Origin of the sequence: Pseudoxanthomonas suwonensis, assembly GCF_010093235.1 — a bacterium.
GTDB lineage: Bacteria > Pseudomonadota > Gammaproteobacteria > Xanthomonadales > Xanthomonadaceae > Pseudoxanthomonas > Pseudoxanthomonas suwonensis.
In genome coordinates this window covers 1-11,883 of sequence record NZ_PDWP01000025.1, presented here as the reverse complement: position 1 = coordinate 11,883, position 11,883 = coordinate 1, and the positions used below count along the sequence as shown (strand labels likewise).

General features: G+C 68.6%; 13 protein-coding genes. 8 read left to right on the top strand and 5 right to left on the bottom strand.

The genetic code is table 11. The features are described from left to right. Nucleotides 1-128: 128 nt before the first annotated feature. Nucleotides 129-422 carry an Rdx family protein gene (locus CSC68_RS12375; protein WP_162203862.1) on the top strand — a complete coding sequence of 98 codons (294 nt, stop codon included), beginning with the start codon at nt 129-131 and terminating at the stop codon, nt 420-422. 27 nt (nt 423-449) lie between these two features. Here CSC68_RS12375 and lolD read toward each other — a convergent pair whose 3' ends face one another. The 5 genes from lolD to CSC68_RS12350 all read right to left on the bottom strand — a co-directional run bounded on the left by lolD (nt 450) and on the right by CSC68_RS12350 (nt 4,502). Continuing rightward, the gene (gene lolD, locus CSC68_RS12370) at nt 450-1,157 is read right to left on the bottom strand and encodes a lipoprotein-releasing ABC transporter ATP-binding protein LolD (RefSeq protein ID WP_211365750.1); all 708 of its coding nucleotides are present in this window, start codon (nt 1,155-1,157) and stop codon (nt 450-452) included. After that, complete coding sequence (locus tag CSC68_RS12365) at nt 1,150-2,391, bottom strand: lipoprotein-releasing ABC transporter permease subunit (protein ID WP_162203861.1); 1,242 nt, start codon at nt 2,389-2,391, stop codon at nt 1,150-1,152. Before CSC68_RS12365 ends, lolD begins: the two co-directional genes overlap by 8 nt. A 39-nt stretch (nt 2,392-2,430) precedes the next feature. Beyond that, a complete protein-coding gene (locus tag CSC68_RS12360; RefSeq protein WP_246193559.1) occupies nt 2,431-2,808 on the bottom strand; it encodes a hypothetical protein in 378 nt (125 codons plus the stop codon). Between the two features lie 22 nt (nt 2,809-2,830). Next, entirely contained in the window at nt 2,831-3,028 is a 198-nt protein-coding gene (locus tag CSC68_RS12355; RefSeq protein ID WP_246193562.1) for an FAD assembly factor SdhE, read from the bottom strand. A gap of 145 nt (nt 3,029-3,173) precedes the next feature. Beyond that, nucleotides 3,174-4,502, bottom strand: coding sequence for an MFS transporter (locus CSC68_RS12350; RefSeq protein WP_162203858.1), 1,329 nt, complete (start codon nt 4,500-4,502; stop codon nt 3,174-3,176). Between the two features lie 199 nt (nt 4,503-4,701). Here CSC68_RS12350 and cyoA point away from each other — a divergent pair, with 199 nt between their 5' ends. From cyoA to CSC68_RS12315, 7 genes are all read left to right on the top strand, one after another. Further along, nucleotides 4,702-5,760, top strand: a complete 1,059-nt coding sequence (gene cyoA, locus CSC68_RS12345) for a ubiquinol oxidase subunit II (RefSeq protein ID WP_162203857.1) — start codon at nt 4,702-4,704, stop codon at nt 5,758-5,760. Nucleotides 5,761-5,859: 99 nt separating this feature from the next. Beyond that, nucleotides 5,860-7,836 (top strand): cytochrome o ubiquinol oxidase subunit I, encoded by a 1,977-nt coding sequence (cyoB, locus tag CSC68_RS12340; RefSeq protein ID WP_425501250.1) that lies wholly within the window; start codon nt 5,860-5,862, stop codon nt 7,834-7,836. Beyond that, nucleotides 7,829-8,464: a cytochrome o ubiquinol oxidase subunit III gene (cyoC, locus tag CSC68_RS12335; protein WP_162203855.1), complete on the top strand. Its 636-nt coding sequence runs from the start codon at nt 7,829-7,831 to the stop codon at nt 8,462-8,464. The genes cyoB and cyoC overlap by 8 nt, the downstream gene beginning before the upstream one ends. Then, the gene (gene cyoD, locus CSC68_RS12330) at nt 8,461-8,880 is read left to right on the top strand and encodes a cytochrome o ubiquinol oxidase subunit IV (protein WP_162203854.1); all 420 of its coding nucleotides are present in this window, start codon (nt 8,461-8,463) and stop codon (nt 8,878-8,880) included. Before cyoC ends, cyoD begins: the two co-directional genes overlap by 4 nt. 63 nt (nt 8,881-8,943) lie before the next feature. Continuing rightward, nucleotides 8,944-9,759, top strand: a complete 816-nt coding sequence (locus CSC68_RS12325; RefSeq protein ID WP_162203853.1) for an SURF1 family protein — start codon at nt 8,944-8,946, stop codon at nt 9,757-9,759. After that, on the top strand, nt 9,722-11,098 hold the full coding sequence (locus tag CSC68_RS12320) for an ATP-binding protein (RefSeq protein ID WP_162203852.1): 1,377 nt from the start codon (nt 9,722-9,724) through the stop codon (nt 11,096-11,098). Before CSC68_RS12325 ends, CSC68_RS12320 begins: the two co-directional genes overlap by 38 nt. Next, nucleotides 11,091-11,639 (top strand): response regulator transcription factor, encoded by a 549-nt coding sequence (locus CSC68_RS12315; protein ID WP_162203851.1) that lies wholly within the window; start codon nt 11,091-11,093, stop codon nt 11,637-11,639. The genes CSC68_RS12320 and CSC68_RS12315 overlap by 8 nt, the downstream gene beginning before the upstream one ends. Nucleotides 11,640-11,883: the final 244 nt, after the last annotated feature.

The window sequence follows — 11,883 nt, the reverse complement described above, 5'->3', positions numbered from 1 at the left end:
GGCGGTGCGGCGGTTCCATCAGGACGCGTGTCGTCGCCTGTAGGAATTTTTCCGGACGGCAGCGACGTGACGCCGGCTGCACCCGCGGCTTACGCGCGCGATACTGCCGGTCGCACCGGAGGACCGCCTTGGAACACCACGTCGAGATCCACTACTGCACGCGCTGCCGCTGGCTGCTGAGGGCCGCCTGGATGGCGCAGGAGCTGCTTTCCACCTTCCAGAACGAGCTGGCCCGGCTGTCGCTGGTGCCTGGCACGGGCGGCGTGTTCGAGGTCCATGCCGACGGCGAGCGCATCTGGTCGCGTGCCGCGGACGGCGGTTTCCCCGACATCGCCGAGCTCAAGCAGCGGGTGCGCGACCGCATCGCGCCAGGACGCGACCTGGGGCACGTGGACCGGCACGCCGGCCCCGCGCAGGATTGATCGGCGCGCCGCGCGACGGCGCCGGGATCAGGCGGCCGGCAGCTCGCGCAGGCGGCCTTCGTGCAGCTCCAGTACCCGGTCCAGGCGTGAAGCCAGGCGCCGGTCGTGGGTCACCAGGACCAGGCTGGTGCGCTGGGCACGGTTGAGCCCGAGCATCAGATCGAACACGGTCGCCGCGGTCTTCTCGTCGAGGTTGCCGGTCGGTTCGTCGCCCAGCACGCAGGCGGGGCGGTTGACCAGCGCCCGCGCCACCGCGGCGCGCTGGCGCTCGCCGCCGGACAGCTCGCCGGGCTTGTGGTCCAGGCGCTTGGCCAGCCCCACCGCCTCCAGCAGCGCCACCGCCCGCGCACGCGCGTCGGCCGGTTCGCCGCCGGCCAGCAGCACCGGCATCATCACGTTCTCCAGCGCGGTGAACTCCGGCAGCAGGTGGTGGAACTGGTAGACGAAGCCCAGCGCACGGTTGCGCAGGCGGCCACGCGCGGCATCGGAAAGCGCGGACATCTTCTGTCCGGCCACGTAGACCTCGCCGGCGGTGGGCGTATCCAACCCGCCAAGCAGGTGCAGCAGGGTGCTCTTGCCGGCGCCCGAGGCACCGACGATCGCGACCGTCTCGCCCGCCGCCACGCGCAGGTCCAGGCCGTCGAACACATGGGTGCGCAGCTTGCCCTCGGCGTAGGTCTTGCCCAGGCCCTCGGCGCGCAGCGCCTCCTCGGTATGCATGGTCGGCTCACTCATAGCGCAGCGCCTCCGCCGGCTGGGTACGGGCCGCGCGCCAGGCGGGATAGAGCGTGGCCAGGAAGCTCATCACCAGCGCCACCACCAGGGTCGTGGCCACGTCGCCGGTCTGCATGTCGGTGGGCAGGCCGGTGATGTAGTAGACGTCCTCCGGCAGCAGGGTGATGTCGAAGATGGCCTCGATCGCGTCGAGGATGCGCTCCAGGTTCCAGGTCAGGACCACGCCGCCGATGAAGCCGAGCACGGTGCCGACGATGCCGATCAGCGTGCCCTGCACCATGAACACCTGCATGACGCCGCCCGGGGTCAGGCCCAGGGTGCGCAGGATGGCGATGTCGGCCTGCTTGTCGGTGACCAGCATCACCTGCGAGTTCACCAGGGTGAAGGCGCCCATCAGGATGATCAGCGACAGCAGGATGCCCATCACTGTCTTTTCCATCTTCAGCGACTGGTAGAGGTTGGCGTTCTCCTGGGTCCAGTCGCTGACGCGGTAGAAGCCCGGGAGCTGGACGGCCAGGTCGCGCGCGACCTCGTAGGAACGGTTGAGGTCGTGCAGCTTCAGGCGCACGCCGGTCGCCCCGTCCACGCGCAGCACCCGCTGCAGGTCGTCCATGTGCACCATCGCCAGGCCGCGATCGATGTCGTTGTAGCCGGCCTCGAACACGCCGCTGACGGTGAAGCGCTTGTAGCGCGGCATCGCGCCCATCGGCGAGCCCTGGAACTCCGGCAGCATCACCAGCACCTGGTCCCCGACGTCCACGCCCAGCCACAGCGCCAGTTCCCGGCCCAGCAGGATGTTGAACGACCCGGGTTCCAGCGAACTGGCACTGCCGTTCTTGATCTTCCGGCCCACTTCCGAGACCTGCTCCTCCAGTGCGGGGACCACGCCCCGGACCATGGCCGGTTGCCGCCGCGGCCCCGACAGCAGGGCCTCGGTCTCGATGTAAGGGGCGGCGGCGGCCACGCGCGGATCGCGGGCGGCCACGTCCAGCGCCTCCTGCCACTCGCGCATCGGCTCGCCGCTGGCGGACACCGTAGCGTGCGCGGCGAACTGCAGGAGGCGGTCGCGGATCTCCTTCTGGAAGCCGCTCATCACCGCCATGGTCGTGATCAGGACCATGACGCCCAGGGCGATGCCGATGATCGAAGCCAGGGAAATGAAGGAAATGAAGGCGTTGCGGCGCTTCGCGCGCAGGTAACGCAGGCCGATGGCGACGGATACCGGTCTGAACATGGGGCCTTGGGAGTGCGCCGGGGACCCGGCTTGGGGCCGCTATGGTGCCATCGGCGGTGTGTGCAGCGAAGCGTGGCCGCGTCGCGCGGCCAGTCGCAGTTCACGCCGCGCCGCCGCCGGCAGCGTATCCGGCCACCAGGCCAGGGTGTGCCTGCGGCCGGCGACGTCCACCAACTGCGCGAACGCGAGCGGTCCGCGCCAGTGGACCTTCCACCGCTGCACGGCGCATCCGTCGAGGATCGCGACGCCATCCGCGTCCACGACCAGGGCGTGCGGCTGGCGCCGCGCCTGGGAGCGCGCCTGCCACAGCCCCCACGCCAAGGCGGCTCCGGCCAGCAGCCGCGCCGGGAGCGGCGGAATGCCCGACAGCAGGACGCAGGCCGCCGAGAACGGCGCAAGGACCAGCAGCGCCAGCACCGGCCAGCGCGATGGCCGCCACTCAAGCCGGAAGGGCGCGGATGCGGGCGATGAGTTCGGCGAGCTCGGCATCCGGACAGGCCTCGTAACCCATGAACCAGCGCCAGAGCCTATCGTCTTCGCAATCGAGCATCCGTAGGAATACCGCCCGCTCGGCGTCGGAAGCCTGCTCCCACCGGTTCGCCAGCCAGCGCTCGAACAGCTGGTCCAGCTCGCGCATGCCACGCCGGCAGCGCCAGCGGATCCGGCGGAGCTGGACTTCGGAATCGGTGTCAGGAGCGGTCACGGCAAACGGATCACGACGGGCGGAGGCGCCATTCTAGCCGGCGCCCCGCCGCAACGCCGGCGGGACCACGGCCACCGGATCAGGCGGCCGCACCCTCGCGCTGCTTGAGCCAGCGATGGACCAGCAGGGCCAGCAGCGTGGACAGCGCGCCGGACAGCAGGTAGGCGCCCATGTAGGCCAGGCCGAAGTTCGCGCACAGGCCCAGCGCCACCAGCGGGGCGAAGGCCGCGCCGATCAGCCAGGCGAAGTCCGAGGTCAGCGCCGCTCCGGTGTAGCGGTAGCGCGAACCGAAATTGCGGGTCACCGCGCCGGAGGACTGGCCGTAGGACAGGCCCAGCAGGACGAAGCCCAGCAGCAGGAACACGGACTGGGCCACCTCTCCCCCGCCCAGCAGGGTCGGGGCGAAGCCGCTGAACATGGCGATCGCCAGGGCCAGGGCGCCCAGCGTCGGGACCCGGCCGAACCGGTCGGCGATCAGGCCGGAGGCCAGCACGCCGCCGATGGCGAGGAAGCCGCCCACCACCTGCACCAGCAGCACGTCGGTGATCGGCTGCTCGGAGAACAGCAGGATCCACGACACCGGGAAGATGGTGACGATGTGGAACAGGGCATAGCTGGCCAGCGGCGCGAAGGCGCCGATCACCACGTGCCGGCCCTTCTCGTGGAACAGCTCGCGCAGCGGCACCGGCTCCAGCTCGCGCTGGCCCATCTGCTGCTCGTACTCGTGGGTCACGACCAGGCGCAGGCGGGCGAACAGCGCCACCACGTTGATGGCGAAGGCCGCGAAGAACGGGTAACGCCAGCCCCAGGCATAGAAATCCTCGGCCGGCAGGCTGGACAGCAGGAAGGCGAACAGGGCCGCGGCGACGATGAAGCCCACCGGCGCGCCGAGCTGGCCGAGCATGGCGTACCAGCCGCGGCGGTGCTTGGGCGCATTGAGCGCCAGCAGCGACGGCAGGCCGTCCCAGGATCCGCCCAGGGCCACGCCCTGGGCCAGGCGCAGCAGGGCCAGCAGCACGATTGCCGTCGCCCCCAGCCGCGCGTACCCGGGCAGGAAGGCGATGCCGGCCGTGGCCGTACCCAGCAGGAACAGGGCCGCGGTCATTTTGGTGCCCCGGCTCCAGCGGGCCTGGATGCGCATGAACAGCGCCGTGCCCAGCGGCCGGGAGATGAAGGCCAGGGCGAAGACCGCGAAGGAGTAGAGGGTCGCCTGCAGCGGCTCGGCGAAGGGGAAGAACACCTTCGGGAAGACCAGGGCCGAGGCGATGCCGTAGACGAAGAAGTCGAAGTACTCCGAGGCCCGGCCGATGACCACGCCGACGGCGATCTCGCCGGGCGCGACCTCGTGCTGGGCGGCATCCTGGCCGTGGACGGAGACGGTATGGCTGGACACGGGAATCGAGGTCATCGGCAACTGAGCAAGCGGCGGGAAAGGTGTCGCTGCGGCCAAGGTTGCACGGCCACGGCCGGGTATACAACCCGGCCCGGGCAGGGTGACACCAAACCGTTGCCCCGGCGATAGGACAAAACGTCCAATCGCCGCCCCAGGCCGCCGGAGTTAAAGTGCGCGGTGCAGCGCATCCCCGCCAAGCGCGAAACCTAGCACGATGTCCCTTCCCAAGACCCTGTGCCGCCTCATGGCGGCTGCCAGCCTGGCCGTGTTGCTGGGCGGCTGCAATACCATCCTGCTGAACGCCCCGGGCGACGTCGCCCGCCAGCAGGGCAACCTGATCATCATCGCGACGATCCTGATGCTGATCATCATCGTCCCGGTGATCGCCCTCACCCTGTTCTTCGCCTGGCGGTACCGGGCCTCGAACCGGAAGGCGACCTACAAGCCGGACTGGGACCACTCCCTGCAGCTGGAGCTGGTGGTCTGGTCGGCCCCGCTGCTGATCATCATCGCCCTGGGCTCGATCACCTGGATCAGCACCCACACCCTGGACCCGTACCGGCCGCTCGAGCGCATCGCCGAGGGCAAGCCGGTGCCGGAGGGCGTGGAGCCGCTGGTGGTCGAGGTGGTCTCGCTGGACTGGAAGTGGCTGTTCATCTACCCCGAGCAGGGCATCGCCACCGTGAACGAGCTGGCGGCGCCGGTGGATCGCCCGATCCACTTCAAGCTCACCTCCTCCACGGTGATGAACGCGTTCTACGTCCCGGCGCTGGCCGGCATGATCTACACAATGCCGGGCATGCAGACCGAGCTGAACGCGGTCATCGGTACCCAGGGCGAGTACGAGGGCTTCTCGTCCAACTACAGCGGCGCCGGCTTCTCCGGCATGCGCTTCCGCTTCCACGCCCTGGACGAGGCCGGATTCGAGCAGTGGGTCGGCAAGGTCCGCGAAAGCGGCCAGGAACTGGGCCGCGAAGGCTACCTCGAGCTCGAAAAGCCCAGCGTCCGCGAGCCGGTGCACCACTTCGCCTCGGTCGACCCGGCCCTGTACGAGGCCGTGCTCAACCGTTGCGTCGACCCGCGCCGGATGTGCATGCACGAGATGATGGCCATCGATGCCGGCAACGGCCCGGGCCGCACCCGCATGGAAGGCCTGGAGGCGCGCAGCCGCGGCGACCTGCGTGGCGGGCGCTACGTGCAGTCGGCCATGTGCGCCTCCGGCGATGCCCCGGCGCCCGGCCTGGTCACCACCCTCTCCCGCTCCGCTCCCTGAAGCGGTCCGTCGCCGCGCCCGCAACGTGGCGCGGCGGCCTGACGACGGAAGTCCCGAAACATGTCCTCCCCGCATTCCACCTCGGCTCCATACAACCCGTTGACCGGCTACCTGGGCTGGGAATCTTTCCCGCTGCACGACCCGGTGATCCTGTCGGCCTTCATCGGCACCTGCGTGGCCGGCCTGGCCCTGCTGGCCGTCATCACCAAGTACAAGCTGTGGGGCACCCTGTGGCGCGACTGGTTCACCAGCATCGACCACAAGAAGATCGGCATCATGTACATGGTGCTGGGCCTGGTGATGCTGCTGCGCGGCTTCGCCGACGCGCTGATGATGCGCGCCCAGCAGGCGATCGCCTTCGGTGACAACCTGGGCTACCTGCCGCCGCACCACTACGACCAGGTGTTCACCGCCCACGGCGTGATCATGATCTTCTTCGTGGCCATGCCCCTGGTCACGGGCCTGATGAACTACCTGGTGCCGCTGCAGATCGGCACCCGCGACGTCGCCTTCCCGTTCCTCAACAACTTCAGCTTCTGGATGACCACCGCCGGCGCGGTGCTGGTCATGCTGTCGCTGTTCGTGGGCGAGTTCGCCAAGCCCGGCTGGCTGGCCTACCCGCCGCTGTCGGGCATCGAGTACAGCCCCGACGTGGGCATGGACTACTACATCTGGGCATTGCAGATCGCAGGCGTCGGCACGTTGCTGTCGGGCGTCAACCTGATCGTGACCATCGTCAAGATGCGCGCGCCGGGCATGACCCTGATGAAGATGCCGGTGTTCACCTGGACCGCGCTGTGCACCAACGTGCTGATCGTGGTCAGCTTCCCGGTGCTGACCGCCGTCCTGGCGCTGCTGTCGCTGGACCGTTACGTGGGGACCAACTTCTTCACGAACGACCTCGGCGGCAACCCGATGATGTACGTGAACCTGATCTGGATCTGGGGCCACCCGGAGGTCTACATCCTGATCCTGCCGGTGTTCGGCATCTTCTCGGAGATCGTGTCGACCTACTCGGGCAAGCGCCTGTTCGGCTACAGCTCGATGGTCTACGCGACCGTGTGCATCACCATCCTGTCGTACCTGGTGTGGCTGCACCACTTCTTCACCATGGGGTCGGGCGCGAGCGTCAACTCGTTCTTCGGCATCACCACGATGATCATCTCGATCCCCACCGGCGCGAAGATCTTCAACTGGCTGTTCACCATGTATCGCGGCCGCATCCGTTTCGAGGTGCCGATGCTGTGGACGGTGGGCTTCATGGTCACCTTCGTGGTGGGCGGCATGACCGGCGTGCTCCTGGCCGTCCCGCCGGCCGACTTCGTGCTGCACAACAGCCTGTTCCTGATTGCCCACTTCCACAACGTGATCATCGGCGGCGTCGTCTTCGGCCTGTTCGCCGGCATGACCTTCTGGTTCCCCAAGGCCTTCGGCTTCAAGCTCGATCCGTTCTGGGGCAAGGTCTCGTTCTGGTTCTGGCTGGCCGGCTACTGGTTCGCCTTCACCCCGCTCTACGTGCTGGGCCTGATGGGCGTCACCCGCCGCATGAGCCACTTCACCGATCCGTCGCTGCAGATCTGGTTCCAGGTCGCCGCCTTCGGCGCGGTGCTGGTCGCCATCGGCATCGCCGCCTTCCTGATCTGCATCTTCGTCAGCTTCCGCAAGCGCGAGCAGCTGCGCGACGTGACCGGCGACCCGTGGGACGGCCGCAGCCTGGAGTGGTCCACCTCCTCGCCGCCGCCGGAGTACAACTTCGCCTTCACCCCGGTGGTGCATGACAACGACGCGTGGTGGGACATGAAGCAGCGCGGCGCCCAGCGCCCCCTGTCCGGCTTCCTGCCGATCCACATGCCCAAAAACACCGCCGCGGGCGTGGTCATCGCCGGCCTGAGCACGGCCTGCGCCTTCGGCCTGATCTGGCACATCTGGTGGCTGGCTGGCACCGCCTTCGCCGCGACCGTGATCGCCTCGATCGTGCACACCTTCAATTACAAGCGCGACTACCACATCCCGGCCGAAACCGTGGCCGCGACGGAAGCCGCCCGTACCGAACTGCTGAAGAACGCCAATGTCTGACGCTGCCCTCGCCTCCTCGCCGCTAGCCGGCGATCCGACCCGGTTCTACGACACCGGCGGCCACCACCACCCGCAGAACGGCACCCTGCTGGGGTTCTGGCTGTACCTGATGAGCGACCTGCTCATCTTCGCCTGCCTGTTCGCGGTCTACGGCGTGCTCGGGCGCAGCTACGCCGCCGGCCCCACCGGCGCTGACCTGTTCGACCTGCCGCTGGTGGCGGTGAACACCGCCATGCTGCTGCTGTCGTCGATCACCTACGGCTTCGCGATGCTGTCCATGCAGCGTCGCAGCACCGCCGGCGTGCTCGGCTGGCTGGCGGTGACCGGCCTGTTCGGCCTGGCCTTCCTGGGCCTGGAGCTGTACGAGTTCGCGCACCTGGTCCATGCAGGCGCCGGCCCGCAGCGCAGCGCGTTCCTGTCCTCGTTCTTCGCCCTGGTCGGCACCCACGGCCTGCACGTGGCCTTCGGCATCGTGTGGCTGGTGGTGCTGATGGTGCAGGTGCGGCGCTTCGGCCTGCACGAGGCCAACCGCCGCCGCCTGATGTGCCTGTCGCTGTTCTGGCATTTCCTGGACGTCGTCTGGATCGGCGTCTTCACCTTCGTCTACCTGATGGGAGTGCTGCCATGAGCCAGCCCCACGACACCCATGCCATGGCCCACGGCCATTCCCACGACGAGCACGGCGGCGAGCACCACGCCCACGAGGAAGGCGCGCATGGCAGCATGCGCGACTACGTCATCGGCTTCGTGCTGTCGGTGATCCTCACCGCCATCCCGTTCTGGCTGGTGATGGGCAACGTGATCCAGGACCCGGGCACCACCGCCCTGGTGATCCTCGGCTTCGCCGTGGTCCAGATCGTGGTGCAGATGGTCTACTTCCTGCACATGAACGCGCGGTCGGAAGGCGGCTGGAACATGCTCGCGTTGATGTTCACCGTGGTCCTGGTGGTCATCGTGCTGGCCGGCTCGCTGTGGGTGATGCACCACATGAACGCCAACATGATGCCGCACATCTCCACCCACGACGCGCGGGTCATGCCCTGACGCTGGCTTCGTGCCGCGGCTGTTACGCTGGCCACATGGACAACGGTTCCAGAGTCCACCGCCATGAACAGCCTGCCTGAGGCCGCCGCGCGGCGGCCACACGGCCCGATCGCCACCGTCCTCCTGGCGGTGGCTTTCGTTTCCGGGTTCCTGCTTTTCCTGTCGCTCGGCCTCTGGCAGGTCCAGCGCCTGGGCTGGAAGCACGACCTGATCGCCCGCGTGGAAGCGCGGGTCCATGCCGCCCCTGTTTCCGCACCGGATGCCGCCGCCTGGCAGGCTTCGGCACCCGTCGACCACGAATACCGTCGCGTGAGCGTGCGTGGCCGCTGGCTGCCTGGCCTGGATACGCGCACCCAGGCGCTGAGCGAGGCCGGCGCCGGTTATTGGCTGCTGCGGCCGCTGCACCGGGCAGACGGCAGCGTGGTCCTGGTCAACCTCGGCTTCGTGCCCGAAGGCTGGGAGCCGCCGGCACCGGATCCGGATGCCACGGTCGAGGTCACCGGCCTGCTGCGCCTGAGCGAGCCGGATGGCGGCTTCCTGCGGCGCAACGCGCCCGAGCAGGAACGCTGGTACTCGCGCGACGTGCAAGCCATCGCCACGCACCGCGGCCTCACGGACGCCCTGCCCTACTTCATCGATGCCGATGCCGCTTCCGCGGTCCAGGCCGGCACCCCGTGGCCGCGTGGCGGCCTGACGGTGGTACGGTTCCGCGACAACCACCTGGGGTACGCGCTGACCTGGTTCGCGCTGGCCCTGCTGGTGGCCTTCGGCGCCTGGCGCTTCGCGCTGGAGGAACGGCGCATCCGCCGCCACTGGCGCCAGCGCAACACGGAGCTTCCGGATGGATCCCCGCAGTCCCGGGACGTCGACACCCGCTAATCCCGACCTGTTCGAGTCGGTACCCAGCGACGGCGGCCACGGCGCCGGCCTGCGCAACATGCAGCAGCTCATCGAGCTGCGCTGGTACGCCATCGTGGGCCAGATGCTCACGATCGGCTTCGTCCACTTCGCGCTGGGCATCGAGCTGCCGCTGGTCACCATGCTCGGCATCGCCGGCTGCCTGGCCGCCTTCAATCTCGCCAGCCTGGTGTTCTGGCGGCCGCGCCACGAAGTCGGCGACGTGGCCCTGCTGGCCGGGCTGCTGGTCGACGTGGGCGCGCTGAGCGCCCAGCTCTACCTCAGCGGCGGCATCACCAATCCATTCGTCTTCCTCTACCTGCTGCAGGTCGCCCTGGGTGCGGTGCTCCTGCCCGCCTGGGCCAGCTGGGTGGTCGTGGGCGCGACCTGCGTGGGCGTGCTCGGCATGGTGATGTTCCCCAGCCCGGTCACGATCCACGCCGACCCGGCGCGCGGGATCGCCGATCCCTATGTCCAGGGCCTGCTGGCGTGCTTCCTGCTCACCGCCACCTTGGCGGCCCTGTTCATCGGGCGCATCGCCCGCATCCTGCGCGACCGCGACGCGCGCCTCGCCGCGCTGCGCCAGCAGGCGGCCGAGGAGGAGCACATCGTGCGCATGGGACTGCTGGCTTCCGGTGCCGCCCATGAACTGGGCACGCCCCTCGCCACGCTCTCGGTCCTGCTGGGCGACTGGCGGCGGATGGCGCCGTTCACCGAGCATCCCGAACTGCAGCAGGACCTGGACGAGATGCAGGCCCAGCTGGGTCGCTGCAAGTCGATCGTCACCGGCATCCTGCTGTCGGCCGGCGACGCCCGCGGCGAAGCGCCCGCGCAGACCACCCTGGCGACCTTCCTCGACGGCCTGGTCAGCGAATGGAGCGCCACTCGCCCGGTTCGCACGCTGGACTACCGCCGCCACCTCGACGTTGACCTGCCGATCATTTCCGACTCCGGCCTCAAGCAGATGATCGGCAACATCCTCGACAACGCGCTCGAGGCCTCGCCCGAATGGGTGGGCATGGAGGTCAGGCTCGAGGGCGCCGATGGCCAGATGCTCGTGCTTGCAGTCAGCGATGAAGGCCCCGGGTTCAGCGACGAGACACTGGCCAATTTCGGCAAACCGTACAATTCGACCAAGGGCCGTCCGGGTGGCGGCCTCGGATTGTTCCTTTCGCTCAACGTGGCGCGCAGCCTGGGCGGCCGCCTGAACGCCTCCAACCGCGCGACCGGAGGCGCCAAGGTGGTGCTGGAACTGCCCCTGTCGGCCCTGGTTCCGCCCCAGCCCGCGCCCCCTGATCCGGATGCCGATGACGATGAGTGAACCTGTTGGGCAGCCGCGCAGGCTGCTGGTCGTCGAGGACGACGAGGCTTTTGCCCGCACCCTGGTCCGTTCCTTCGAACGGCGTGGCTACGAAGTGCGGCATGTTCCCGGCCAGGCCGAGCTCGACGCGGTGCTGCAGGTCTTCGAACCGGGGTACGCCGTGGTCGACCTGAAGCTGGCAGGCGGCAGCTCCGGGCTGGCCTGCGTGCAGGCCCTGCATGCGCACGACCCGGAGATGCTGATCGTGGTGCTGACCGGCTATGCCAGCATCGCCACCGCGGTCGAAGCCATCAAGCTGGGCGCCTGCCACTACCTGGCCAAGCCTTCGAACACCGACGACATCGAGGCCGCCTTCGGCAAGGCCCAGGGCAATGCCGAAGTCGGCCTTGGCGAGCGCCCGACCTCGATCAAGACCCTGGAATGGGAGCGGATCCACGAGGTCCTGGCCGAAACCGGCTTCAACGTCTCCGAAACCGCTCGCCGCCTCGGCATGCACCGCCGCACCCTCGCCCGCAAGCTGGGCAAGCAGCAGGTCAAGTAGCCTGCGGGGATTCGGGATTGGTGATTGGTAAGAAGGCGTCCATGCGACCGACATTCCCGATGGGTGCGTCACCCAGCGGGTGGAGCGCACCATCCGCTGCGGTGACCGCGCTGGCGGCGACGTCCCCCCATCTTTGAGTAGCAGGTCGATTTGGAGTCCAATCCCCAACCAGACGGAGATTGGACGTGAAGAAGCGCTTTTCCGAAGAGCAGATCATCGGCTTCCTGCGTGAAGCCGAAGCTGG